The sequence below is a fragment of the uncultured Paracoccus sp. genome (assembly GCF_937873615.1).
Taxonomy (GTDB): Bacteria; Pseudomonadota; Alphaproteobacteria; order Rhodobacterales; family Rhodobacteraceae; genus Paracoccus.
Genome location: NZ_CALMYP010000067.1, coordinates 167183 through 193186 on the forward strand (window position 1 = coordinate 167183; position 26004 = coordinate 193186).

Annotated in this window: 25 protein-coding genes and 1 tRNA gene; 16 read left to right on the forward strand and 10 right to left on the reverse strand. The window is 64.2% G+C overall.

Annotation, left to right across the window (positions count from 1 at the left end):
• Positions 1-22: 22 nt before the first annotated feature.
• On the reverse strand, positions 23-724 hold the full coding sequence (locus Q0330_RS17695) for a peptidoglycan peptidase (RefSeq protein ID WP_299482679.1): 702 nt from the start codon (positions 722-724) through the stop codon (positions 23-25).
• 117 nt (positions 725-841) lie between these two features.
• Complete coding sequence (gltX, locus tag Q0330_RS17700) at positions 842-2164, reverse strand: glutamate--tRNA ligase (protein WP_299482682.1); 1323 nt, start codon at positions 2162-2164, stop codon at positions 842-844.
• 77 nt (positions 2165-2241) lie between these two features.
• On the opposite strand from gltX, the gene Q0330_RS17705 reads away from it, so the two are divergent.
• Positions 2242-2649 (forward strand): metallopeptidase family protein, encoded by a 408-nt coding sequence (locus tag Q0330_RS17705; RefSeq protein WP_299482685.1) that lies wholly within the window; start codon positions 2242-2244, stop codon positions 2647-2649.
• The gene (locus tag Q0330_RS17710) at positions 2646-3596 is read left to right on the forward strand and encodes a 1-phosphofructokinase family hexose kinase (protein ID WP_299482688.1); all 951 of its coding nucleotides are present in this window, start codon (positions 2646-2648) and stop codon (positions 3594-3596) included. Before Q0330_RS17705 ends, Q0330_RS17710 begins: the two co-directional genes overlap by 4 nt.
• A 66-nt stretch (positions 3597-3662) precedes the next feature.
• Here Q0330_RS17710 and Q0330_RS17715 read toward each other — a convergent pair whose 3' ends face one another.
• Together Q0330_RS17715 and Q0330_RS17720 are read right to left on the reverse strand one after the other, a co-directional pair.
• Positions 3663-4778 carry a hypothetical protein gene (locus Q0330_RS17715; protein WP_299482691.1) on the reverse strand — a complete coding sequence of 372 codons (1116 nt, stop codon included), beginning with the start codon at positions 4776-4778 and terminating at the stop codon, positions 3663-3665.
• A 177-nt stretch (positions 4779-4955) separates the two neighbouring features.
• Positions 4956-5849: a cation diffusion facilitator family transporter gene (locus Q0330_RS17720; RefSeq protein ID WP_299482694.1), complete on the reverse strand. Its 894-nt coding sequence runs from the start codon at positions 5847-5849 to the stop codon at positions 4956-4958.
• 96 nt (positions 5850-5945) lie between these two features.
• Between Q0330_RS17720 and dtd the strand changes: the two genes are divergently transcribed.
• The 10 genes from dtd (at position 5946) to Q0330_RS17770 (ending at position 15080) form a co-directional block, all read left to right on the forward strand.
• On the forward strand, positions 5946-6395 hold the full coding sequence (gene dtd, locus Q0330_RS17725; RefSeq protein ID WP_299482697.1) for a D-aminoacyl-tRNA deacylase: 450 nt from the start codon (positions 5946-5948) through the stop codon (positions 6393-6395).
• Between the two features lie 448 nt (positions 6396-6843).
• On the forward strand, positions 6844-8109 hold the full coding sequence (locus tag Q0330_RS17730) for a DEAD/DEAH box helicase (RefSeq protein ID WP_299482773.1): 1266 nt from the start codon (positions 6844-6846) through the stop codon (positions 8107-8109).
• Positions 8110-8207: 98 nt separating this feature from the next.
• The gene (locus Q0330_RS17735) at positions 8208-8780 is read left to right on the forward strand and encodes a thymidine kinase (RefSeq protein WP_299482700.1); all 573 of its coding nucleotides are present in this window, start codon (positions 8208-8210) and stop codon (positions 8778-8780) included.
• A 70-nt stretch (positions 8781-8850) separates the two neighbouring features.
• The gene (locus Q0330_RS17740) at positions 8851-9525 is read left to right on the forward strand and encodes a DUF2270 domain-containing protein (protein WP_299482703.1); all 675 of its coding nucleotides are present in this window, start codon (positions 8851-8853) and stop codon (positions 9523-9525) included.
• Between the two features lie 170 nt (positions 9526-9695).
• Positions 9696-10838 (forward strand): D-alanyl-D-alanine carboxypeptidase family protein, encoded by a 1143-nt coding sequence (locus Q0330_RS17745; RefSeq protein ID WP_299482706.1) that lies wholly within the window; start codon positions 9696-9698, stop codon positions 10836-10838.
• Positions 10839-10847: 9 nt separating this feature from the next.
• Positions 10848-11444, forward strand: coding sequence for a dTMP kinase (gene tmk / locus Q0330_RS17750; RefSeq protein WP_299482710.1), 597 nt, complete (start codon positions 10848-10850; stop codon positions 11442-11444).
• Complete coding sequence (locus Q0330_RS17755; RefSeq protein WP_299482713.1) at positions 11441-12532, forward strand: DNA polymerase III subunit delta'; 1092 nt, start codon at positions 11441-11443, stop codon at positions 12530-12532. Before tmk ends, Q0330_RS17755 begins: the two co-directional genes overlap by 4 nt.
• A gap of 3 nt (positions 12533-12535) precedes the next feature.
• The gene (locus tag Q0330_RS17760; RefSeq protein WP_299482716.1) at positions 12536-13342 is read left to right on the forward strand and encodes a TatD family hydrolase; all 807 of its coding nucleotides are present in this window, start codon (positions 12536-12538) and stop codon (positions 13340-13342) included.
• Positions 13339-14142 carry an MBL fold metallo-hydrolase gene (locus tag Q0330_RS17765; RefSeq protein ID WP_299482719.1) on the forward strand — a complete coding sequence of 268 codons (804 nt, stop codon included), beginning with the start codon at positions 13339-13341 and terminating at the stop codon, positions 14140-14142. The genes Q0330_RS17760 and Q0330_RS17765 overlap by 4 nt, the downstream gene beginning before the upstream one ends.
• On the forward strand, positions 14139-15080 hold the full coding sequence (locus tag Q0330_RS17770; RefSeq protein WP_299482722.1) for an AEC family transporter: 942 nt from the start codon (positions 14139-14141) through the stop codon (positions 15078-15080). The genes Q0330_RS17765 and Q0330_RS17770 overlap by 4 nt, the downstream gene beginning before the upstream one ends.
• Here Q0330_RS17770 and Q0330_RS17775 read toward each other — a convergent pair.
• The 4 genes from Q0330_RS17775 to Q0330_RS17790 form a co-directional block, all read right to left on the reverse strand.
• Entirely contained in the window at positions 15077-16048 is a 972-nt protein-coding gene (locus Q0330_RS17775) for an ABC transporter permease (protein WP_299482725.1), read from the reverse strand. The two genes, Q0330_RS17770 and Q0330_RS17775, sit on opposite strands and share 4 nt — an antisense overlap.
• Positions 16049-16052: 4 nt before the next feature.
• Entirely contained in the window at positions 16053-17348 is a 1296-nt protein-coding gene (locus tag Q0330_RS17780) for an ABC transporter permease (protein ID WP_299482728.1), read from the reverse strand.
• A 53-nt stretch (positions 17349-17401) separates the two neighbouring features.
• Complete coding sequence (locus Q0330_RS17785) at positions 17402-18475, reverse strand: ABC transporter substrate-binding protein (RefSeq protein ID WP_299482731.1); 1074 nt, start codon at positions 18473-18475, stop codon at positions 17402-17404.
• A 75-nt stretch (positions 18476-18550) separates the two neighbouring features.
• Entirely contained in the window at positions 18551-19654 is a 1104-nt protein-coding gene (locus tag Q0330_RS17790; protein WP_299482734.1) for an ABC transporter ATP-binding protein, read from the reverse strand.
• A gap of 192 nt (positions 19655-19846) precedes the next feature.
• Here Q0330_RS17790 and Q0330_RS17795 point away from each other — a divergent pair.
• Positions 19847-19933, forward strand: a tRNA-Leu gene (locus Q0330_RS17795).
• Positions 19934-20001: 68 nt separating this feature from the next.
• On the opposite strand, the gene Q0330_RS17800 is transcribed toward Q0330_RS17795, so the two are convergent.
• Entirely contained in the window at positions 20002-22113 is a 2112-nt protein-coding gene (locus tag Q0330_RS17800) for a von Willebrand factor type A domain-containing protein (protein ID WP_299482737.1), read from the reverse strand.
• On the reverse strand, positions 22110-22646 hold the full coding sequence (locus Q0330_RS17805; RefSeq protein WP_299482740.1) for an RNA polymerase sigma factor: 537 nt from the start codon (positions 22644-22646) through the stop codon (positions 22110-22112). The genes Q0330_RS17800 and Q0330_RS17805 overlap by 4 nt, the downstream gene beginning before the upstream one ends.
• A gap of 221 nt (positions 22647-22867) precedes the next feature.
• Between Q0330_RS17805 and lipB the strand changes: the two genes are divergently transcribed.
• From lipB to ctaD, 3 genes are all read left to right on the forward strand, one after another.
• The gene (gene lipB / locus Q0330_RS17810; protein ID WP_299482743.1) at positions 22868-23536 is read left to right on the forward strand and encodes a lipoyl(octanoyl) transferase LipB; all 669 of its coding nucleotides are present in this window, start codon (positions 22868-22870) and stop codon (positions 23534-23536) included.
• 101 nt (positions 23537-23637) lie between these two features.
• Positions 23638-24123, forward strand: coding sequence for a cytochrome C (locus Q0330_RS17815; protein ID WP_299482746.1), 486 nt, complete (start codon positions 23638-23640; stop codon positions 24121-24123).
• A 247-nt stretch (positions 24124-24370) separates the two neighbouring features.
• On the forward strand, positions 24371-26004 hold a 1634-nt coding region (gene ctaD, locus Q0330_RS17820), incomplete at its 3' end, for a cytochrome c oxidase subunit I (RefSeq protein ID WP_299482749.1).

Genomic DNA, 26004 nt, shown 5'->3' on the forward strand with positions numbered 1-26004 from the left:
CGTGGGCACAAATGCTCGGCCCCTATTGGGGCCAGACCTGCCGCAATTCGTCCGACGCGATCAGCGCACCGGGCGTGATGATCGCCATATCGCCCATGATGCTCCAGCATTCCTCTGCCGAAGCGGCAGAGCGGCAAAAGCGATAGTCGTTCCAATTCTCCAGCAGCTTTTCGCGAAGGGCCGGTTCCGCACTGCCGAGTTCCCGCAAGCGCAGCGGTTTGCCGAGGGTCACACCAGCGCTCAGCGCCGCCTCGAACGGCAATTCGGCATTGTAATAGGCGCCATTGCCGAAAACCCGCAGCCTGTCATAGGGCGCACCATATGCTGTGAATAAGGCAAAGCTCGCCACCGGTCCCATCTGCATTTGTTCGCCGACCGGCACCCCCGGCAGGGCATCTATCCGATAGACGGCATAATCCTGCGGCGGCAGGTCGTCGGTGTATTCGTAAAGCATCCGCTCGGTCACACCCTCCGCCTCGTCGACGAAGACCACGCGCGGATCGCCGCTGGCCGCACGCAGAATCCCGACCGAGGCCCATTCGCCACCCTCGGCCTGCCGGATCAAGTCGTCGAACGCGCTCAGCCCGTTGCGAAAGATCAGATCGCCCGGCTGCCAGTCCCAGGCAGCCTCGCCATCCTTCATGATCTCGGTCCAGTCGGTCTGTTGGGCAAGGCCCGCCACCGGCAAGAACGCGGCGCAGAGGACGGCAAGTGAAATACGCATGAGAAAAAACCGGGCAAGGAAGAACCGCCTCAGTCTGGATCGAAGCGATAAAGCGCGCAAGGAGGCAAACAGGGGCACAAGCCCGCAAGGCGCACCCTGAAGGGGCCAAACAGCCCCCTACCCCCGCGCCTTCACCACCTGCAGCAGCGGCATCACATCGGACATGTCGGGCCCATGCGCCTGCCCGGTCACGGCTTTCCTCAGCGGCATGAACAGCCCCTTGCCCTTGCGGCCGGTGGCCTCTTTCACGGCATTGGTCCATTCGCCCCAACTCGCATCCGAATAGGGCGGCGCGGGCAGCAGGGTCATGGCCTGGGCGATGAAATCCGCATCCTCGGGGGCGATGTCAGGCTCGGCCCCCTTGCTGAAAATCTCCCACCACTCGGCCAGATCGTCCAGCTTGGTGATGTTCTGGCTCGCCACCCGCCAGAAGCGTTCGGCCAGATCCGCCGGCACGCCAAGTGCGGCAATGCGATCCTTCACCGCCGCGAAGGGCAGCGACTGGTTCTGGTGCCTCGTCAGCGGCCACAGGTCTTCGGCGTCGAATTTCGTCGGCGAGGCCCCGAAATGCGACAGATCGAAACTCTCGGCGATCTCGTCGAGGCTCAAGAGTTCCACCGGCTGCGACGATCCCAGCCGCGACATCATCGAGACAAGCGCCTCGGGCGCCACGCCGGCATCGCGCAGGTCCTTGATCGCCAGCGAGCCGAGGCGCTTCGACAGTTCCTCGCCCTGCGCGCCGGTCAGCAGGCTGTGATGGGCAAAGGCTGGAACCTTGCCGCCGATGGCCTCGATGATCTGGATCTGGGTCGCGGTATTGGTGACGTGATCGGCACCGCGCACGATATCGGTCACGCCCATGTCGGTATCATCCACCGAGGACGCGAAGGTATAAAGCACCTGCCCGTCGGCCCGGATCAGCACCGGATCCGACACCGAAGCCGCGTCGATGGAAATATCGCCCAGGATTCCGTCCTTCCACTCGATCCGGCTCTGATCGAGCAGGAAGCGCCAATAGCCCTCGCGCCCCTCGGCGCGCAGCTTGGCGCGGTCCTCCTCCGTCAGCGCCAGCCCGGCGCGGTCATAGACCGGCGGGCGGCCCATGTTCAGCTGCTTCTTGCGCTTCAGGTCCAGCTCGGTCGGGCTCTCGAAAACCTCGTAGAGCTTGCCCTTGGCCTGCAATTCCTCCTTCACCGTCTGGTAACGGTCCAGCCGCATCGACTGCTGCTCGATCCGGTCCCATTCGATGCCCAGCCATTCCAGGTCGCGCCGGATCCCGTCCATGTATTCCTGCTTCGAGCGCTCGCGGTCGGTATCGTCGAAGCGCAGGATGAAGCTGCCGCCGGCCTTGCGCGCGATCAGATAGTTGAACAGCGCCGCGCGCAGGTTGCCGACATGGATATGCCCCGTGGGCGAGGGGGCGAAGCGGGTGGTGGTCATGGCATGGTCCTCTGGATGCGCTTGCTCTTTCACACGGGGCCGATTTTGTCCATATCTGGGGCAAACAGGGGATCGTGATGACCGACCGGACCAATGCCACCGCACCCGATGCCGCCACGATGGAAACCATCGCCCGGCGCGTCATCGACAGCCTGCCCGCAGCCTTCGCACCCCATGCGAAGGATGTCGTGCTCCGGGTCGAGGATTTCGCCGACGAGGCGATGCTGGACGAATTGCAGATCGACGACCCGTTGGAGCTGACCGGCATCTATGACGGCATCCCGATGACCGAAAAGACGCCGAGCGAGCCGCAGCATTTCCCCGACACGATCTGGCTGTTCCGCCGCGCCATCATCGACGAATGGGCCGAGCGCGGGGATGTGACGCTGGACGATCTGATCGCCCATGTCACCGTGCACGAACTGGCCCATCATTTCGGCTGGTCCGATGACGACATCGCGAAAATCGACAGGTGGTGGGAATGACACAGGCCCCGATCCTCACGGTCACGCTGAACCCGGCGCTGGATATCTCGACCGGGGCCGACAAGGTGCGCCCGGATGTGAAACTGCGCTGCGACGCGCCCAGCTTCGACCCCGGCGGGGGCGGCATCAATGTCAGCCGCGCCATCGCCATCATGGGCGGGCAGTCCACCGCCTGCGTGGCGCTTGGCGGCACGGTCGGGCACCGCATCGCCGGGATGCTGGAAGCGGCGGGCGTCACCCTGCAACAGATGCAGGCCCCGGGCGAGACCCGGCAATCGGTGGCGGTAACGGATCGCGACAGCGGGCTGCAATACCGCTTCGTCATGCCCGGCCCTGCCTGGGGCGACGCGCATGTCGGCCAGTCCATCGCCCATATCCTGCAAACGGCACAGGCCGGCGGGCTGGTGGTGCTCTCCGGCTCGAACCCTCCCGGCGTGCCCGCCGATTACGCCGCCCTTCTGGCCCCCCGGCTCAGCCAGCGCGGGGCCGGGCTGATCGTCGACACCTCCGGCCCGGCGCTGCGCGCCGTGGCTGGCGGCGGGCATGATGTCACACTCCTGCGCATGGATGCCGAAGAGGCCGAGGATCTCGCCGGCACCCCCCTGCCCGAACGCGCCGACACCGCCCGCTTCGCCGCCTCGCTGGTTCAGGCAGGGGCGGCCAAAGCGGTGATCGTGGCGCGCGGCGGCGACGGCAATATCATCGCCGACGGTGAAAGCGCCTGGCATGCCGAAGCCGCGAAGGTCGAGGTCGTCAGCAAGGTCGGCGCCGGCGACAGCTTCCTCGCCGGCTTCACCCTCGGCCATGCCCGGGGCCTGCCCGCGCATGAGGCATTGGGCCTCGGCGCCGCCATGGCCTCCGCCGCCTGCATGACCCCGGCCACCGAGCTTTGCCGCCGCAAGGATGTCGACCGGCTGTTCGACGCAAGGGTGCTGACACGGCTCTGACAGCCCTATCGGGCTCAGCGGCCACCCGAGCACGGCCAAGTGCAGCGGTCAAAATGTAACAGTCACTCAATCTGACTGCGAGTTCGAATCGAGAAATTGGTGAACGACCGCCTCACAATTTTCAATTTCTTGAAACAAAACTTTCGCCAATTCCTGCCGACCTTTAAGTGATTTTTGATCGCGACTCCACTGTATTGGAAACTCTATACGCTTAGAAAAAGCTGCCTCTTCTTGCCCGCCAACCGAAGCCAGATCGCCGACAGCGGGCTGGCCCTCTCGCTCATCTTCGTCTCCATTACTGTAACCATTCGCCAGCGCAAATTTAACAACCTCATCCACCAAACGGCTATCAATCGGCCCAGCCTCATTGTCGAAAAGAAGGCTGACCAAACAGGTTATCCTTTCCCCATCTTTTTCATCTGGATAGTAAATAATAAAAGAATAGAGTACATTTTTACAATTTGTAAATCGAAAATTATTGCCATTCCACAAACCATAGCAACGCTCAACACTCAAGCCCATCTTCTGTTCATCAGCAAGAGCTTCCACATCCTCTTGAATACGCTCAGAAAATCTGAGAAATTCTTTAAAGACAGGGAGGTGATCAAATCCTATGGCCAGCAACTTATCAATGGCGTCCATCCCATCACCCAACGGATCATCGGAAATGTCTAGGTGCAACTCCTCACGAAACGCCTGTATAACATCTGACAGAGTTATTTCTTCCACATCTTCGAGCAGATGTCCTCTGAAAAGTTGCGTAGCCTTCTCGACAGTCGCGGCCTCACTAAAGAGAGCAAGGTGATAAATCTCCTTGCGAATACCCTCGGCATCAGCAGGGTTCAATCCATCTTCATCCATCGCAGAAAGATATCGTTCAACAAAGCGACCATAACTATCAATTTTTCTACAAAGAAGCTCTACATTTCGCTCCTTTGACTCCTCACTTCTCGACTGCGCTTTTAGAAGAAATGTTGTTATCGTGACTGTAAGAATTGTTGCAATCAACGCTGAAACAATTTCCCGCAGGTAATTGTCTGCCCGAACTTGATTGAACAGCATATAGAATATCAGAAAGCTCAGAAGGCCAATCAGCAATACGACTGTTAGGTGCCCATCCCACTCAAGCTTGGAAGAAACAGATTTCCTGTAAGTAGATAGACTTTTAAATAATCTGCTCATCACTGGTAACCTCGCACCTTGAAAATAATGTCGTAGATTCGCAACTACACGGCATTTTGTTGCTTGGTTTGCCTCGTTGATCAAGGGGAATTAGCTGCGGACCACTCCAAATGACCGCGTCAAACATTTGCCAATCTGCCAGCGAAGGATCAGTCCATCAGGCTGACCTCGCGCTTTTCAGACCGGCTCGATCCCCTCGGGCTTCAGCTTGTTGTCGGGCTCGACATGGATGGTCACCTGCGCCTCCGGGATTTCGGCCCGCAAGGCGGCCTCGATCCGGTCGCAGATGGCATGGCTCTCGGCCACGCGCATGTCGCCATCGACGACCAGATGGAACTCGACGAACATCGCCTGCCCGGCATGGCGGGTCTTGATATCATGGGTCTGCAACGCGCCCGTGCTGCTCTGCTGGATCACCGCCTCGATCCGGGCCTGCTCGTCCTGCCCGACCGCGCGGTCCATCAGCCCGTCCATGGAATGCGCGACCACGCCCGCGCCTTCGCGCAGGATGTTCAGCGCCACCAGAATGGCCAGGATCGGGTCCAGCACCGCCCAGCCGGTCACGATCACCAGAACCAGCCCGCCCAACACCCCGACCGAGGTCCACACATCGCTCATCAGATGCCGCCCGCCCGCGACCAGCGCCGGAGAGTTGCGCCGCCTCCCGGTCCCGATCAGCACCCGCGCCCAGGCTAGGTTGACCGCCATCGCCAGCGCATTGACGCCAAGCCCGACCGGCCCGAGGTCGCTTTCGGTCAGGTTCGACAGCGACAGCACCGCCTCGCGCACGATCAGCAGGGCGGCGGCGATGATCATGCTGCCCTCGATCACGGCCGAGAAATACTCGGCCTTGTGATGCCCGTAATGATGGCCCTTGTCCGGCGGCTTCTGGGCATAGCGCAGCGCCCCGAACGCGATCAGCGCGCCGACCACATTGACCAGCGATTCCAGCGCATCGGAATAAAGCGCGACCGACCCGGTCAGCCGCCAGGCCAGCATCTTGAGCGCCAGCACCAGCAGCGAAACCGCGATAGAGCCGAGCGCAAGGGCCTGAGTCGAATAGCGTTCCATGCCGGTTGATTAACCCAGCCCGCTGCGGCGGGCCAGCAGATTGCCACCACCGCCGCCAGATGGCAAACACGGTCAAAGAACCAAGGGGGAAATCCCATGCGCGCCCTGATCCAACGCGTCACCGACGCCTCAGTCACCGTCGAGGGCCGCATCACCGGCCAGATCGGCCCCGGCCTGCTGGTCCTGGTCTGCGCCATGCAGGGCGACGACGAAAGCGCCGCCGAAAAGTTGGCCGCGCGCGTGGCCAAGCTGCGCATCTTCCGGGACGAGGCCGACAAGATGAACCGCTCGCTTCTCGATACCGGCGGCGCGGCACTGGTGGTCAGCCAGTTCACGCTGGCCGCCGATACCCGCACCGGCAACCGCCCCGGCTTCTCCAGCGCCGCCGCGCCCGATCTGGGTCGGGCCCTTTACGAGAGCTTCGCAGATGCGCTCCGCAAACTTGGCATCCGGGTCGAGACGGGCGAGTTCGCCGCCGACATGCAGGTCTCGCTGACCAATAGCGGGCCGGTGACGATCTGGCTGGATACGGCGGATCGGGGCTGAACCGGCGCCGTTCAGGCCGGCAAAATCCGTATCGACGCGATATGCACGGGGTATGTACGGGATATGTACGGATGACATCCGCCGCGTTTCGGCCCGGCCCGGACTTGACTTTCGCGCCCCGAAGCCTCATCTGGCATCCAACCCCGGACCCGCGTGCTGCCGCGTGTGCAGCCAGTCGCGGCCGGGCCCCACTGGTTCCCACCCACACGCAGGGGCACCGTCGGGCCGCCGTATCATGGCCCGCACCCCCTCTTGCGGCACGCGCCGCCGCGCCGCGCCCGATACGGGTGCGCGGCAGATACAAGTGATTGATATGGATAACGAAAAACGCCGACCGCGTCGCGGTCAGAAACCCCGCCCGCAGCCTCAACGCACCCCGCGAGAGGCCCATGTGAACGCCCGCCGCGCGCCCCTTCGCGAACCCGTCACCACCGGCCCCTTCGCCGATATGGGGATCGACGCGCGCATCAATGCCAACCTCGCCCCCATGGGCCTGACCGAGCCGACGCCGATTCAGGCGCAATCCATCCCGCATATCGTGCAAGGCACTGATTTGCTTGGACTTGCCCAGACCGGCACCGGCAAGACGGCAGCCTTCTCGCTGCCCATGCTGACCCGCCTTCTGGCCCATGGCCGCAAGCCCGATCCGCGCTCCTGCCGGGCGCTGATCCTGGCCCCGACCCGCGAGCTTGCGACCCAGATCGCCACCTCGGTCGAGGGCTTCGCCGAAGGCACCCCGATCCGCGCCTTCCGCGTCGTCGGCGGCGCCTCGATCAACGTGCAGATTCAACGGCTTGAGCGCGGCGTCGACGTGCTGATCGCGACCCCGGGCCGGCTCATCGACCTGCTGGATCGCCATGCCGTCGACCTGTCGAAGACCGAATATCTGGTCCTCGACGAGGCCGACCAGATGCTGGATATCGGCTTTATCCATGCGCTCCGCCGCATCGCCCGGACCCTGCCGAAAACCCGGCAGACGCTGCTGTTTTCGGCCACCATGCCGAAGCTGATGGAAGAACTGGCCGGCACCTATCTGACCGACCCGATCCGGGTTCAGGCCAACCCGCCCGGACGCCCCGCCGACAAGATCGAGCAGGGTGTGCATTTCGTCAATCAGGGCGACAAGGCAACGCTGCTGTCCGAATACATGTCCAAGCACCCCGGAGAGCTGGCCATCGTCTTCGGTCGCACCAAATACGGCTCGGAGAAACTGGCCAAGCTGCTGGATAAATGGGGTTTTTCGGTCGCCGCGATTCACGGTAACAAGTCCCAGGGCCAGCGTGAGCGGGCGCTGGCGAGCTTCCGCGAGGGCAAGACCCAGGTGCTGGTCGCGACCGATGTGGCGGCGCGCGGGCTGGATATCCCGGAAGTTGCGCATGTCTATAATTTCGACCTGCCGAACGTCGCCGAAAACTATGTCCACCGCATCGGCCGCACCGCCCGCGCCGGCCGCGATGGCCGCGCCGTGGCCTTCTGCGCCCCCAGCGAGATCGGCGAGCTGCGCGATATCGAGAAAGCCATCAAGGCCAAGATCCCGGTGATCGGCGGCGAGGCACCGCCCGAGGCGAAACCCGCCCCGCGTGGCCGCGGTCGCGGTCCCGGCGGCAATCGCGGGGGCAATCATGGTGGCGCTCGCCCGGGTGGCGAGGGCGCACCGAAGCGGCGTCCGTCCCGGCGTCCCTCGCGCCGGCCAAAGGCGGAACAGCACGGCTGATCCCTGCCCCGAAACACCACGAAACGCCGTCCCTCGGGGCGGCGTTTTCGCGTTCCAGACCGGCTTGATCGCCACCGCCCGCAGCGCTATCTGGCCGCATGGCCAAGCTCTATTTCCACTATTCCACCATGAATGCCGGCAAAAGCACGCTGCTTCTGCAGGCGTCCTATAACTATCGCGAGCGCGGGATGGAGACGCTGCTGCTGATCGCCTCGCTAGACGATCGCGCCGGGACCGGCAAGATCGGCTCTCGCATCGGGATCGCGGCCGAGGCCACCGCCTTCGGCCCGGCCGAGGACCTGTTCGCGCTGATCGAGGCCGATCCGCGCCCGCTGTCCTGCGTTTTTCTGGACGAGGCGCAATTCCTGTCGAAGGAACAGGTCTGGCAACTGGCCCGGGTCGCCGACGATCTGGGCATCCCGGTCATGGCCTACGGGCTCAGGGTCGATTTCCGGGGCGAGTTGTTCCCCGGCTCGGCGGCACTCCTGGCGCTTGCCGACGACCTGCGCGAGGTGCGCACCATCTGCCATTGCGGGCGCAAGGCGACCATGGTGATCCGGCGCGGGCCTGACGGGCAGGCGCTGACCGATGGCGATCAGGTTCTGGTCGGTGGCAATGAAACCTATGTCTCGCTCTGTCGCCGCCACTGGCGCGAGGCCATCGGCGCCTGACCGCAAAAGCGGCAGAAATGCTTGCCGGACAGGCAAACCCCTGCCAATCTGTCAGGCAGGGGGAACAGGCATGGACAGCGAGATCCAGGCACGCAAGAAGCTCGACCCGGCCGAGATCGGTGCCATCGCGCATCTCTATCGCGGCGAGGTCTATCGCTCGACCATCTGGCGGACCCGGCTCGACACTTCGACGAACTGGTCGGTGGTGACGCTCGGCGTTGCGCTGTCGATCACCTATTCCTCGCCCCAGGCCTCGCCCTTGCCGCTGGTGCTGGTCGGCATCCTGATCGTCTTCTTCCTGATGCTGGAGGCGCGGCGCTATCGCTATTTCAACGTCTGGCGCGCCCGTTGCCGCTGGATGGAGTTGCATTTCTTCGCCCCCATGCTGAAGGAAGGCGACCTGCATCTGGAGGAACACTGGCAGGACCGGCTGGCCGATGACTACCTGCATCCGCGCTATCATGTCAGCATGTGGACGGCGATCGGGCGGCGGATCCGGCGCAATTATTTCTGGATCCTGCTGATCCAGACCATCGCCTATCTGGGCAAGCTGGCAGTGCATCCGACGCCGCTGCAATCGGTCGGGCAACTGCTGGAACGCGCCGCCATCGGCCCCCTGCCCGGCTGGATGGTACTGAGCATCGGCGCCGCCTACTGCATCAGTTGGGGCGCCATCGCCTGGATCAGCGAGCGTCAGGACATGGCGCGCGCCAGGAAGCGCCGCGACCCGCTGGGGATGGGCTGACACCTGCGTGCTTTTCTTGGAATTGCAATACGAGCCATCGGCTAAATCTCTGGTGAACCGCGCTATCGCACCAAGATCGCAGTCGATATTGGCGCGACGCGTTGCGACATCAGGCACGATACGGTAATCCTGTCCTCAAAACAGCCCCTCCGGCACAGACAGGCACAGTCATGCGCGCAGCAATCACCGCCCTTTTCGCCCTTCTCCTGCCGCTGCAGGCGCTGGCTTTCGATACCACCGCCCGCTCGGCCTGGGTTTACGATGTCGGGACCGGCACGGTTCTGCTGCAGAAGGACGCCGATCAGCCGGTGCCGCCGGCCTCGATGTCGAAGCTGATGACCGTCTATATGCTGTTCGAGGCGATCCGCGATGGCCGCTTGCAGATGGACACGCGGCTGCCCGTTTCCAGCAAGGCGCGGCAGATGCAGGGCTCGACCATGTTCCTGAACGAGCGCGACCGACCCACGGTCGAGGAACTGATCCAGGGCATCATCGTCCTGTCCGGCAACGATGCCTGCGTGGTCGTGGCCGAAGGGCTGGCGGGAACCGAGGAAGCCTTTGCCCGGCAGATGAACGACCGTGCCCAGGCGCTTGGCATGACCCAGTCGCATTTCGTCAATGCCTCGGGCTGGCCGGCGCCGAACCATGTCATGTCGGCGCATGATCTGGGCATTCTGGCCGAACATCTGGTCGAGGATTTCCCCGAGCTTTACAAGTATTTCGCCGTTACCGAATTCCCCTATGACAACCGCGCCCCGGCCAACCGCTTCAACCGCAACCCGCTGCTCAAGCTGGGGATCGGCGCCGACGGGCTGAAGACCGGTCACACCCAGGAAGCGGGTTACGGGCTGGTCGGTTCTGCCGTGCAGGGCGGGCGGCGGGTTATTTTCGTGGTCACCGGCCTCGATTCCGAAAAGGCGCGGGCAGAGGAAGCCGAGCGTATCGCCGCCTGGGCCTTTCGCGACTTCACCATGAAAGAGGTCGTGCCCGAGGGCGAAACCGTGGCCTCGGTCCCGGTCTGGCTGGGGTCGAAATCGCAGGTCGCGCTGACCACCGAGAACGGGCTGAACGTGCTGATGCCCATCGGCGCCGAATCCGGCGTCACCGCCGAGGCCGTCTTTACCGGCCCGATCCAGGCGCCGGTCGCCAAAGGCGCGCGGCTTGGCACGCTGGAAATCCAGATCCCCGGCGTCGGTCCCGCCAATGTGCCCCTGATCGCGGCCGAGGAAATCGCCTCGGCCGGCTTCATCGGCCGGCTGAAAGGCGCCGCATTCCGCCTGGGCGGCGAGGCGTGGAACGCCGCGCGGAACTGACCGGTCGCCATGTTTATCAGCTTCGAGGGCATCGACGGCAGCGGCAAGTCCACGCAGGCCCGCCTGCTGGCCGAAGCCCTGCGTGCCGAGGGCCGCGAGGTGGTGCTGACGCGCGAACCCGGCGGCTCGGACGGGGCCGAGGCGATCCGCCGCCTGCTGGTCGAGGGCGGCACCGACCGCTGGTCGGCGGAGACCGAGATCCTGCTATTCAACGCCGCCCGCCGCGACCATCTGGAACGGACGATCCGCCCGGCGCTGGATGCGGGCAAGACCGTCATCACCGACCGCTTCGCCGATTCGACACGGGTCTATCAGGGGGCCACGCGGGGCGATCTGTCCGAGACGGTCGAGGCGCTGCACGCGATGATGATCGGGATCGAGCCTGACCGGACCTTCGTCATCGACATCGACCCCAAGGTCAGCCTGACCCGTGGCGTTGCCCGCGGCGGGGCCGAGGATCGCTTCGAATCCATGGGGCTGGGCTTTCAGGAAGTGCTGCGCAAGGGCTTTGCCACCCTGGCCCGCGCCCATCCGGGCCGGGTCCGGGTGATCGACGGCACCGGCAGCCCGCAGGACGTGGCCGCCCGCGTCCGCGCCGCGCTATGAGCGACGAGACACCCGAATCCGACCGCGTCCCCGGCGCGCCGCATCCGCGCCATGCGCCTGCGGTGATCGGCCATGACGCGGCGGCGGCGGATTTCCTGGCCTCGGCCGGGGCACATCGGCTGCACCATGCCTGGCTGATCACCGGCCCGCGCGGCACCGGCAAGGCGACACTGGCCTGGGCCATCGCCCGCTGGTTGCTGGCCGATGGCGCGCCCGACACCCTGACCGTCCCGCCCGATACCCCCACCGCCCGCCGGGTTGCGGCCCTGTCCGAACCGCGGCTGCATCTCGTGCGGCGCGGCTTCGACGAAAAGACCGGCCGGATGAAGGCGGAAATCGGGGTCGAGGATATCCGCGCGCTGCTGTCCTTCTTCCACATGAGCGCCGCCGAAGGCGGCCACCGCGTCGCCGTGGTCGACGCCGCCGACGACATGAACGGTGCCGCCGCCAATGCGCTGCTGAAAGTGCTGGAGGAACCGCCGAAGGGCGGCGTCATCCTTCTGGTCGCGCATCAGCCGGCGCGGCTTTTGCCGACCATCCGCTCTCGCTGCCGGGAGTTGCGGCTGAAACCGCTTTCGCCCGAAGACATGGCCCAGGTGCTGAGCGCGCAAGGCGTCGAGGACAATGCCCATGCCCTTGCCGCGCTCTCGGGCGGCTCGGTCGGCGAGGCCTTGCGGCTGGCCGGTCAGGACGGGCTGAAGACCTATGCGCAACTGGTCCAGCTTTTCGCCACCCTGCCCCGCTTCGACCGCCAGAAGGCGCGCGACTTCGCCGAGGGCGCGGGCGGGCGGGCGACGGCGGATGGCGATCCCTTCGATCTCAGGATCACGCTGATGGACCTGTTCCTGACCCGGCTGGCGCGCGCGGGGCTGATGGGCGCACCGATCCCCGAAGCCGCGCCGGATGAGGGCGATCTGATGGCGCGGCTTTGCCCCGATGCCGATGCGGCGCGCATCTGGGCCGGGGCGCAGGCGGATCTTTCGGCACGCGCCCGCGCCGGGCGGGCGGTCAACCTTGACCCTGCCGCGCTCGTGATGGATATGCTGATCCAACTGGCCGGGCTGGCCCCGGCGCACACGAAAGCCTGACCGATGCCCTATCCCGATGCCGGCAAGGCGGTTCCGATCGTGGACAGCCATTGCCATCTCGACTTCCCCGATTTCGACGGCGAGCGTGACGCGCTGATCGCCCGCGCCCGCAAGGCCGGCGTGACCCGCATGGTGACGATCTGCACCAAGCTGCGCGAGGAACCCAATGTCCGCGCCATTGCCGAGGCCCATGACGGCATCTTCTACGCCGCCGGCACCCATCCGATGAGCGTGGCGAGCGAACCCATGGCCTCGGTCGAGGATCTGGTTGCCATCGCGCAGCATCCGAAGATGGTCGGCATCGGCGAGACCGGGCTGGACTATCACTACACCGCCGAAAGCGCCGCCCTGCAGCAGGAAAGCCTGCGCATCCATATCGAGGCCGCGCGCCGGACCGGCCTGCCGCTGATCATTCACGCCCGCGCCGCCGACGAGGACATGGCCCGCATCCTGACCGAAGAACACCGCGCCGGCGCCTATTCCTGCGTCATGCATTGCTTTTCCTCCGGGCCGGAACTGGCAGAGGCCGCGCTCGATCTGGGCTTCTACCTGTCGATGTCGGGCATCGCCGCCTTCCCGCGTTCCACCGATCTGCGCGAGATCTTCGCGGCGGCCCCCATCGAGCGCATCCTGGTCGAGACCGACGCCCCCTATCTGGCCCCGCCGCCACATCGCGGGCGGCGCAACGAACCCGCCTTCGTCACCCGCACGGCGGCCATCGGGGCCGAGATCTACGCCCTCGGCTATGCCGAATTCGCCGCCCGGACCTCGGCCAATTTCGACCGGCTGTTCAGCAAGGCCGCCGCATGATCCGGGTCACCATCCTCGGCTGCGGATCGTCCGGGGGGGTGCCGCGCATCGGCCAGAACTGGGGCGCCTGCGACCCCGCCAACCCGAAGAACCGCCGTCGCCGCTGCTCGGTGCTGATCGAGCGGATCGGCACAGGCGGCCGGACCCGGGTGCTGGTCGATACCGGCCCCGACATGGTGCCGCAGCTTCTGGATACGGATGTGGTCACGCTGGATGCAGTGATCTGGACCCATCCCCATGCCGATCATGTCCACGGCATCGACGACCTGCGCCAGTTGGCCTATAACGCCCGCGCGCGGGTGCCCGGCTATGCCGATTCCGGGACCACGGCGCAGCTGCGCGCGCGTTTCAACTATATCTTCGAGACCCCGCCCGGCTCGAACTATCCGCCCATCGTCGATCTGCACCCGTTTGACGGTCCCATCGCCATCGAGGGCGCGGGTGGTGCAATCGCGATCACGCCCTTCACCGTCCCGCATGGAGAGATCCCCTCGCTCGGGCTGAAGATCGCCAGCAAGGGCGGCGGCATCGTCTATCTGCCCGATGTGCAGGACATTCCCGATGCTGTCTGGCCCGTCATTGGCCAGCCCGAGATCTTCATCTGCGACGCCCTGCGCCACGACCCGCATCCGAGCCATGCCCATCTGGCGCTGACGCTGGACTGGCTGGCGCGTTCCGGCACGCCGCGCGGGGTGCTGACCAATATGCATATCGACCTCGATTACGCCGCGACCGATGCCGAGACGCCGGCCAATGTCACCCCCGCCCATGACGGCATGGTGCTGGAGGCCGAGGCATGAGCGCGCTGTTCGATGTCGTTCTGCCAGTCTTCCTGGTGATCGGCTTCGGCTATCTGGTTTCCTGGCGCGGGCTGTTTTCCGAATCGGCGGTCGATGGCGTCATGCGCTTTGCGCAGAATTTCGCGGTGCCGGTGCTGCTGTTCCAGTCCATCGCCAAGCTGGACCTTTCGGCAGAGTTCAACATGCCGATGCTTCTGTCCTTCTATATCGGTGCCTTCGCCTCTTTCGCGCTTGGCGTGGCGGGGGCGCGCTGGCTGGGCCGTCCGGCCGAGGACGCGGTCGCCATCGGCTTCGTCTGCCTGTTCTCGAACTCGCTTCTGCTGGGAGTGCCGATCACCGAGCGCGCCTATGGCCCCGAGGCCCTCGCCGGCAACTGGGCCATCATCGCCCTGCATTCGCCGCTGCTTTATACCTTCGGCATCACGGTGATGGAGTTCACCCGCGCCCGGGGAATGCAGCTTTCCGTCGGTCGCGTCGCCCTGCGCGCGCTGACGGGGGTGCTGCGCACGCCGCTGGTGATCGGGATCCTGTCCGGGCTGGGGATGAACCTTCTGACACAGGCCGGGCTGGTCCTGCCGCAGGGCTTCTGGGACGGGGTCGGCATGATGGCCAAGGCCGCACTGCCAACGGCGCTGTTCGCGCTTGGCGGCATCCTCTATCGCTACAAGCCCGAGGGCGACAGCCGCGCCATCCTTCTGTGCTGCTGCGCCGCGCTGATGGTGCATCCGGTCATCACCTATGGGCTTGGCCGCATCTTCGGGCTGGAGGTTCCGGCCCTGCGTTCGGCGGTGATGACCGCCGCCATGGCGCCGGGGGTGAACGCCTATCTCTTCGCCTCGATCTATGGCGTCGCCACACGGGTCGCGGCCTCGACCGTGCTGGTGGCGACGGCGGCCTCGATCCTGACCATATCGCTCTGGCTGGCGGTGCTGCCTTAACCCGGCGACAGGCCGCGGATCCGTTCCGACCGGCGGCGCAGCAGTTCGACCGTGGCCAGAAGCGCGATCGAAAAGATCACCAGCAGCGTGGCAATGGCAAGGATCGCCGGGCTGATCTGTTCGCGGATACCGTTCCACATCTGGCGCGGGATGGTCTGCTGATCGGGACCGGCGATGAACAGCACCGCCACCACCTCGTCGAACGAGGTCACGAAGGCAAAAAGCGCGCCCGAGATCACACCGGGCAGGATCAGCGGCATGGTGACCCGGAAGAAGGTGGTGCGCGGGTTGGCACCAAGGCTGGCGGCGGCGCGGTTCAGCGATTGGTCGAACCCCACCAGCGTCGCCGTCACGGTGATGATGACGAAGGGGATCCCCAGCGTCGCATGGGCCAGAATCACGCCCAGATAGGTATTCGCCAGACAGCCCGAATTGGACAGGAAGGGCGCGAAAATACTGCTCAGCCAGCTGTTCTGCGGCAGGCAGGCGGATGAGTAGAAGAAGAACAGCCCCGTCGCGGTGATGATCAGCGGCACGATCATCGGCGAAATCAGGATCGCCATGATCAGCCGCCGGAACGGCATTTCCGGCCGCGACAGGCCAAGTGCCGCGAGCGTTCCCAGCACCGTCGCCAACACGGTCGAGAAGACCCCGATGATGATCGAGTTCTTCGCTGCGTTCACCCATTTCGCATTGGCCCACATATCGGCGAACCACGAGGCATCGCGCGGCGCCTCGGGCCGGGCCATGCCGAAGGTCATCAGGCTGTCATACCACCGCATCGAGAAACCGTCCGGGTCCAGCGACAGCATCTCGGGGGTGAAGGTGAAATAGGGCTCGGTATTGAAGCTGAGCGGGATGATGATCAGGATCGGCGCGATCAGGAAGATGAAGATCAGCGTGCAGATGGCCAGATAGGCCCAGTGCCAGGTGCGCTCCAGCGGGGTTGCATAGGTGGGAAGTGCCATCGCGTTACCCCAGTTTCAGATTGTCGATGCCGACGAGGCGGTCATAGATCCAGTAGAGGATCAGCACGCCGCCCAGCAGGATCGCGGCAAGGGCTGCGGCCATGGACCAGTTCAGCGTGCCGGTCATATGCTCGGCGATCATGTTGGAAATCAGCTGACCAGAGGCACCGCCGACAAGCGCGGGGGTGATGTAATAGCCAACCGCGAGGATGAAGACCAGAAGCGCCCCGGCCCCCAGACCCGGCAGGGTCTGCGGGAAATAGATGCGCCGGAAAGCGGTCCAGCTGGTCGCGCCAAGGCTGCGGGCGGCGCGGACATAGCTCGGGTTGATCGTGCGCATCACCGAATAGAGCGGCAGGATCATGAAGGGCAGCAGGATATGGGTCATCGCGATGATGGTGCCGATCTGGTTATACATCATCTTCAGCCGCCCGGCATTGTCGATGACGCCCAGCCAGATCAGCAGGTCGTTCACCACGCCCTGCTGCTGCAACAGCACCATCCAGCTTGTCGTCCTGACCAGAAGCGAGGTCCAGAACGGCAAGAGCACCAGGATCATCAGCAGGTTCGACTTCCTGAGCGGCAGCACCGCCAGCAGATGCGCAATCGGGAACCCCAGCAGGAAGGTCATGAATGTCACGAGCGCCGAGAGCCACAGCGTACGCATGAACAGCATGATATAGACGCGGCGGTTCTCGTTCACCTGCACGATATCGCCATTGACATCGCGGGTCCGGTCCAGCGAGGCCAGATAGAAACTGTCGGTATAGGCGGTCGAGGAATTGCGCATCGAGGCCCAAAGCTCGGGATCGCCCCATTTCCGGTCGATCTCCAGCATCGCCTCGCGATAGGGCGGCTCGACCCCGTCACGGAGCTTGCGCCCGGTCGAGGTGAACAGCGACCGCGTGCCCGGCAATTCGTAATTGATCCTCGTGCCGACGATGCCGACGCTGCGCGCCTCGGCAGAGGCCTGAATGTCATTGGCGAGGGCCGCAAAGGCCGCCTCGTCCGGGGTCGTGCCGGGCTCGGTTTCGGCGAACCAGGCACTGATCTGCGGCATGTTGGCCGAAAAACCGTCATTATGGACCGAGCGATAGAGCATCTGCCCGATGGGCATCACGAAGGTCAGCAGGATGAAGGCCAGAAGCGGCGCCACCAGCAGGAAGGCCCGCCAGCGTGCCCGCCGCGAGGCCCGCGCCAGGGCGCGATGCAGGGGCTGACCGTCGGCTGTGGTCAGGGGGGCGTCGATACCGCCGGCCTCGGTCACGATGGCCGCATGAGGATCAAGGGGTGATGCCATACCGTCTTTCCAGAAAGGCCCGGCCGCGCGGGTGGCGCGGCCGGGTTGTCAGCTCAGCCAGCGAGCCAGGCGTTGAAACGCTCGTTCAGTTCCGAATCGTGGTCGACCCAGAAATCGAGGTTCGAGCCAAGCGCATTGCCCATGTTGTCGGCGGTCGTGGGCAGGTGCGGACCCATCGGCTCCTCGGTGCCCTCGATATTGCCGACCATGGCGGCGGCCGATTTGCGCGGCGGGCCATAGCTGATGAACTCGGCGGCGCGAGCCTGATTGGCGGGCGCGGTCGAGAAGGCGATGAATTTCAGCGCGTCTTCCATATGCGGCGCGCCTTTCGGGATCACCCAGCCTTCCATCTCGTAGATCTGGCCGTCCCAGACGATCTTGAAGGGCTTGCCGTCCTTCATCGCGGCATCGAAGATCCGGCCATTGAAGGCATAGGCCATCGACACTTCGCCATCGGCCAGAAGCTGCGGCGGCTGCGCGCCGGCTTCCCACCAGATCACGTCGTTCTTGATGCTGTCCAGCTTGGCGAAGGCGCGGTCGACGCCTTCCGGGGTGCCCAGCACGTCATAGACTTCCGCCGCCGGCACGCCATCGGCCATCAGCGCGAATTCCAGGTTGAACTTGGCGCCCTTGCGCATGGTGCGCTTGCCGGGGAACTTCTCCAGATCGAAGAAATCGGCCGGGCCGGCAGGCTTGGCATCGGCGAATTTCGAATCGTCATAGACCTCAACCATCGAATAGACATCGGTGGCGACGAAGCAGTCGGTCACGCCGCCCTCGATATAGTCGTCGGTCGCTGCGGTGCCGTCTTCGGCGGCGGTCAGGCCGGCGGCATCGATTTCCTCCAGCAGGCCCTCGTCACACAGGCGCACGGCATCGGCATATTCGACCGAGGCCACATCCGAAGTGACATTGCCGGCTTCGACCATGGCCTTGATCGGCGTCGCCGGGTTGTCGGCGTCGGCGATGTTCACGGCAATGCCGGTCTCGGCGGTGAAGGGCTTGGCATAGGCTTCCAGATGCGAATTGCCGTAAGCCCCACCCCAGCTGAGCAGGTTCACTTCCTGCGCCGAGGCGCCGAAGGCCAGCCCACAAAGCGCGGTGGTCAGAATCAGGGTCTTTTTCATTGAAATCTCCTGTTGCGGTTGATCGGCGCATTGGCCGTTATCATTGGGCGCGTCATGCGCCGGGGCCGGTCCCTGTCATACCGGATCGAGCGCGCGGGCATCCTGCGGATGCCAGCCGACGCGGATGGAATCGCCGGGGGTCAGACGAGCCTGCCCCAGCGTATTGCGGCATTTCATCACGAAATCCTCCTGCCCGGCCACCTTCAGCCGGGTGCGCAGGATATCGCCCATATAGACCACGTCCAGCACCTCGGCCGGCAGGGTATGGGCGCCCTCGGGCATCAGCTCGGGCTTGAACTCGATCCGTTCGGGCCGGATCGAGACGGTGGTCGCCTGACCGACCTCGCGGACATTCACCGCCGTCGCGTCGATCTTGTCGCCATTGCGCAGCATCACCGTCGCCCGGTCGCCATCGAGCGAGTCGATCATGCCGTTGATGGCGTTGTTCTCGCCGATGAAACCGGCGACGAAGCTGTTCTCGGGGCGTTCGTAAAGCGCATCGGGCACGGCAAGCTGCTGGATGCGGCCATCGTTGAAGACGGCGATGCGGTCCGACATGGTCAGCGCCTCGCCCTGATCGTGGGTGACATAGACCACGGTCACGCCCAGCCGTTCATGCAGGGCCTTGATCTCGAATTGCATATGCTCGCGCAGCTGCTTGTCGAGCGCGCCGAGCGGTTCGTCCATCAGCACCAGCTTCGGATCGAAGACGAGCGCGCGGGCAAGCGCGATCCGCTGCTGCTGGCCACCGGAGAGCTGTGCCGGACGGCGATTGGCGAAAGCGCCCATCTGCACCATGTCGAGCGCGCGCTTGATCCGCTCCTCGCGCTCGGCCTTGCCAAGGCCGCGCACTTCCAGCGGGAAGGACAGGTTCTCGCCCACGGTCATATGTGGGAACAGCGCGTAATTCTGGAACACCATGCCGATGCCGCGCCTGTGCGGCGGCACGTCGTTAATATTGGTGCCGTCGAGCAGGATCTGGCCATGGGTCGCGGTCTCGAAGCCCGCCAGCATCATCAGGCAGGTGGTCTTGCCGGAACCGGACGGGCCGAGCATGGTCAGGAACTCGCCCCGGCCAATCGACAAATTCAGGTCTTTGACGACAAGAGACTGTCCGTCATAGCTTTTCTGCACATGGTCAAAGACGACGAAACCGTCATCATGGGCCGTATTCGTCAAGTGGGGTTCCCCTGTCTTGGTTCACGGTTCTCATTGCCGCTTGCGACAGGTTAAGCGTTGCCGCGACCAGAATGCAACAGGCTGGATCGGATCGCGGAGGCGCGAACCGGAACTGCCGAAATTGACGGCAACCCTGCCGAATACCCCTTTTCAACCGCAGCCGAAGCGGTTATCTGCACGCCTTGTCGCGATGCGGTCGTGGCGGAATTGGTAGACGCGCAGCGTTGAGGTCGCTGTTCCTTAACCGGAGTGGAAGTTCGAGTCTTCTCGACCGCACCAGACGACACGGAAAACAGCCGCTCCTTTCCGGGGCGGCTGTTTTCGTTTCACACCATCTGGCTGCCCCCTTATCGTGGGCTGACCATATCGGTTGGCACGGGCACGCCCATTGGCGGCGTGCCGGGGGCGCTGCCCTGCAGGCTCTGGGCCAGACGCATCAACGAGATCGCTTCGTTGCGATAGCCGAAGGGGTCCTCGCCCTTGCCCGATTGCGCCAGAGCAATGGCCTCGTCCCAGCCCCAGTCGCCCAGATAGGTTGCCCCGTTCAGAAGCTGGCCGAAACCGGCGATGGCAGCGGCGAAGCGGGCGTCGTCATCGCTCTCGCCACCGGTCAGGATCGGGGTTTCGATCAGTTTCGAGACGGTCTCGCCCGGTTCCTTGTAGCGCAGCCGCAGGAAGCCCAACTCGCCATCGCCCGAGGGCGCGGCATCGGCTGCCGGCTGATAGCGCAGCGCATCGTTCAGCAGCGCGGGGCTGTCGGGCGCGGTCACCTCGTAAAGCGCGGTCACCGAATGGCCGGCACCCAGTTCCCCGGCGTCGATCTTGTCATTGTTGAAATCCTCGCGCCGCAGCGCCCGGGTCTCATAACCGATCAGCCGATATTCCGCGACCTCGGCCGGGTTCCATTCGACCTGCAGCTTCACATCGCCGGCGATGGGGAAAAGCGCGCCCGAAAGCTGATCGACCAGCACCTTCTGCGCCTCTTGCAGGGTGTCGATATAGGCGGCCTGACCGTTGCCGTTCTGCGCCAGCACTTGCATGGTCGCATCGTCCAGATTGCCGCGCCCGAAGCCCAGCACCGACAGATAGGTGCCGCTGTCGCGCTTGCGGGCGATATAGCCTTCCAGCCCGTCGGGGTCAGAGATGCCGACGTTGAAATCGCCATCGGTGGCCAGAAGCACGCGCGAGACCTCACCCTCGCCTGCCATGCTCTCGGCGGTGCGATAGGCCAGTTCCAGCCCCTCGGCGCCATTGGTCGAGCCGCCGGCATCCAGCCGATCCAGCGCCGCAAGGATACGGGCGCTGTCGCTGGCCGGGGTCGGCGGCAGGACCTCGCCGGCCGAACCGGCATAGGCGACCATGGCGACCTGATCCTCGGGGCGAAGCTGGCCCAGCATCAGGCGCAGCGATTGCTTCAGCAACGGCAGCTTGTCGGGATCCTGCATCGAGCCCGACATGTCGATCAGGAAGACGAGGTTCAGCGGCGGGCGGGCCTCGATCGCCGGCATCCGGCCCTGCAAGCCGATGCGGACCAGCTGGGTATCGGCGTTCCAGGGTGTCGGCATGACCTCGACCGAGGCCTTGAAGGGCGCCTCGTCCTGCGCGCCCGGCGCGGGGTAATCATAGGGGAAATAGTTCACCATCTCCTCGATCCGCACCGCTTCGGGCGGCGGCAGATAGCCCGACATCAGGCTGTCGCGGACCACGGCATAGGAGGCGGTATCGACATCGGCCGAGAAGGTCGAGACCGGTTCCTCGGCGGTGATTTTGATCGGGTTGACCTCGGCATTGGCGAAAGCCTCAGTCGTCTCGGCTGGCAACATCGCAATGGGTGGCATCATGGCGACATCCGATGTCGCTTCCATGGCATCGAACATCACCTCGGCATTCGGGCTGATCGCCGGATTACTTTGGCCGGCAACCATGCGTTCCCGAATCAGGCCGCTTTCGCCCGGTGAAGGCATGGCGGCGACCGGTGGAGCCATATCGACAGGCACCGCTTCCAGCGCCAGTTCAGGGACGGGTGCAGGTTCGACGACAGGTGCGGCACTCGCCGTCTCGGTCCGGGTCGTGGCAGGCGCGGCGTCAAGGGGTGCCGCCTCGACCGGGGTCGCGTCCGGCTGCGACGGCTCGACCAGGGTCGGCTGATAGGGGCCGTTCTGCATCGGCAGGATGACGAACAGCCCGATGCACAGGGCCGCGACCGAGGTCGTGGCGGCAAGGACCTGCTTGCTGGAAAACTGGGACAACATGTGGCGTACTCCGTTCAGAAAACCCGCCCGTTTCGGGGGGCGGTCCTGATTGGGACGCATCTCGGTCTGCGGTTCCTTGGCGAGTTCGTCGAAATTTTCCATCGCCCGCGCAAAAGCGGCCTGCCGGGCCGCCGGATCGGGCGCCGGGGGCGTGCTGCGCAGGGCCTGTGCAAGGCGGTCGAATTCGTCCTTCGGATCGGTATTCATCTCATCTCCTCCTGCGCCACGGCACGGAGTTTCTTCTTCACTTCCGACATGCGCCAGGCCACCGTCCCCTCGGAGAGGCCCAGCACCTCGGCTGCCTCGGCCTGCGACAGCCCCTCGCCCAGGGTCAGCGCGACGGTATCGCGCAGCTCCTCGGAAAGGCCCGCCATGGCCTCGCGCAGCCAGTCCTGCGCCTCGGTCTCGGCGGCAATATCGGCCTGGCGGCCACGTTCCCAGTCACCCCAGCCGAGCGCGGCTTTGGCATGGGTCGCGGCCCGGCGACGGCGGTCATGGGCTGCATTGACGGCGACGCGGTAAAGCCATGTCGTCAGCCGCGCCTCGCCGCGCCAGCCCCGCAGCTTCATTGGTAGGGAGGCGCAGATATCCTGGGTCAGATCCTCGGCCTCGGCACGGTCGCCGGTCAGTCGCCAGCACAGCCCATGGATGCGGTCGTAATGCCGTTCCAGCAAGGACGCGAAGGCCTCGCGATCCCCGCGCGCTGCGGCCAGGGCCAGCGATTCATCTGAAATAGCCATCAACATCACAATCAATAAGACGCAGCCGCGCGCCCATTCCTTGGATAGCGGACAGGATTATTTTCACAAGCCATGCCCGCCGATCCGAAAAGACCGGGTTCAGCGCAACCTTCCATCTGCGCGTGAAGGGTGGGGCAACCCTTTCGCTTCGGGCCAGCAACGACTAGATCGGGTGACAGACGGCAACTGCCGGCCAATGACACCGCTTTCCGAAAGCTCGCATGTCCGAACCCGCCCCCCAAACCGCCCCCGAATGGCTGATTGCCCCCGGCCTGACCGATTACGCCGCAGCCGTTGCCGCGATGGAGGGCCATGTCGCCGCCATGAACGAGGGCCGCGCCGGCGAACGGATCTGGCTGGTCGAGCATCCGCCGCTTTACACCGCCGGCACCTCGGCCCGAAGCGCCGACCTGCTGGAGGCGCGCTTTCCGGTTCACGAGACCGGGCGCGGCGGGCAATATACCTATCACGGGCCCGGGCAGCGGGTGGTCTATACGATGCTGGACCTGAACCGGCGCGGGCGTGACGTCCGCGCCTTTGTGCATGGGCTGGAAAGCTGGGTCATCGACACGCTGGCCGAATTCGGCGTGACCGGAGAGATTCGCGAAGGCCGGGTCGGCGTCTGGGTCGCACGCCCCGACAAGCCGCCCCTGCCCGATGGCTCGATGCGCGAAGACAAGATCGCCGCTATCGGCATCAAGTTGCGCCGCTGGGTCAGTTTCCACGGCATTTCCATCAATGTTGAACCGGATCTGTCGCATTATGGCGGTATCGTGCCCTGCGGAATCACTGGTCACGGCGTCACCAGCCTGGTCGATCTGGGCCTGCCGGTCAGCATGGAGGATCTGGATACCGCGTTGCGCGTTACCTTCGCACGACGCTTCGGTTAGGAAAAATTTGATTTGACCGAAGTCAGGACGTTTCGTCACATTCCATGTTAGCCAGCCGGCCAAGAGGATACGGCCCGCATAAGCCAAGAAAGGACGACTTCATGAAAACCCGTCTCATCGCCGCACTTACTCTGACGATCTTTGCGGCCCCTGCCCTTGCGCAGGATGCAGCGGTCGTTGGCGATGCCGCAAAAGGCGAAAAAGAATTCAACAAGTGCAAGGCTTGCCACATGATCCAGTCGCCGGATGGCGAGGATATCGTGAAGGGTGGCAAGACCGGGCCGAACCTGTATGGCGTCGTCGGTCGTCACTTCGCCGTCGAAGAAGGCTACAAATACGGTGAGGGTATCTTGGAACTGGCCGCAGCAAATCCCGATGCGGTCTGGGACATCCACTCGCTGAAGGCCTATGTGACCGATCCGACCGGCTATCTCGACCATCATTCCGGTAACGAGAAGGCCAAGTCGAAGATGACCTTCAAGCTCAGCAAGAATCAGGACGATCTGGTTGCCTATCTGGTCTCGGTCTCGCCCGATGCCCCGGCCCAGCCGGCCGAAGGTGACGGCTCGCCCCAGGCGCCGCAATAAGCCGTGCAGCCCGGCACCCTGTCGAAGGGTCAGCCAGCATCGGCCGACCCGTGACAGATTGTCGCAGCAATTTCAGGACCCCGTTGCATCTTGCTGCGGGGTCTTTCGCATCTGGCCCGAAAAACTGTGATTGCATTGGCAAATTACCCCGGGTGGCGGATTGCCGCACCCTCCAACTGACGTTATTGTGTGCATCTATCTGCCGGCCTCGCCGGCTGCCTCAGGATCAACCCAGGGAGATCGCGCAATGGCCGATGCAGCCGTTCACGAATCCGGCGGACATCATGATACTCGTGGGTTCTTCACCCGCTGGTTCATGTCCACCAACCACAAGGATATCGGTATCCTTTACCTGATCACCGCCGCCATTGTCGGCCTGATCTCGGTTTCATTTACCGTCTACATGCGCATGGAACTGCAGCATCCCGGCGTGCAGTACATGTGTCTCGAAGGCGCCCGCTTCTGGCCGAGCGCCGAGGAATGCACCCCGAACGGGCATCTGTGGAACGTGATGATCACCTATCACGGCGTGCTGATGATGTTCTTCGTCGTGATTCCCGCACTGTTCGGCGGTTTCGGCAACTATTTCATGCCGTTGCAGATCGGTGCGCCGGACATGGCCTTCCCGCGGCTGAACAACCTCAGCTACTGGCTCTATGTCTGCGGCGTGGCCCTTGGCGTCGCTTCGCTGCTGTCGCCGGGCGGCAACGACCAGCTGGGTTCGGGCGTAGGCTGGGTGCTCTACCCGCCGCTTTCGACGACCGAGGCCGGCTATTCGATGGATCTGGCGATCTTCGCCGTCCACGTCTCGGGGGCGTCGTCGATCCTCGGCGCGATCAATATCATCACCACCTTCCTGAACATGCGTGCCCCGGGCATGACCCTGTTCAAGGTGCCGCTGTTCGCCTGGTCGGTCTTCGTCACCGCCTGGCTGATCCTGCTGTCGCTGCCGGTCCTGGCCGGTGCCATCACCATGCTGCTGATGGACCGCAATTTCGGCACCAACTTCTTCAACCCGGCTGGCGGCGGCGACCCGATCCTTTATCAGCACATCCTGTGGTTCTTCGGCCACCCGGAGGTGTATATCATCATCCTCCCCGGCTTCGGCATCATCAGCTCGGTCATCGCCACCTTCTCGCGCAAGCCGATCTTCGGCTATCTGCCGATGGTTCTGGCCATGGCCGCGATCGGGGTGCTGGGCTTCGTCGTCTGGGCCCACCACATGTACACGGTCGGCATGTCGCTGACCCAGCAGAGCTATTTCATGCTCGCCACCATGACCATCGCTGTGCCCACGGGCATCAAGGTGTTCTCGTGGATCGCGACCATGTGGGGCGGCTCGATCGAGTTCAAGACGCCGATGCTCTGGGCATTCGGCTTCCTGTTCCTGTTCACCACCGGCGGCGTGACCGGCGTGGTGCTAAGCCAGGCACCGCTCGACCGGGTCTATCACGACACCTATTACGTCGTGGCGCATTTCCACTATGTGATGTCGCTGGGTGCGGTCTTCGCCATCTTCGCCGGGGTCTATTTCTGGATCGGCAAGATGTCGGGTCGCCAATACCCGGAATGGGCCGGCAAGCTGCATTTCTGGATGATGTTCATCGGGTCGAACCTGATCTTCTTCCCGCAGCACTTCCTGGGCCGTCAGGGGATGCCGCGCCGTTACATCGACTATCCCGAGGCTTTCGCCTACTGGAACAATGTCTCGTCGATCGGCGCCTATATCTCCTTCGCCTCGTTCCTGCTGTTCATCGGCATTATGTTCTACACGCTCTTTGCCGGTAAGCGCGTGACCGAGAACAACTACTGGAACGAATATGCCGACACGCTGGAATGGACCCTGCCCTCGCCGCCGCCCGAACACACGTTCGAGCAGCT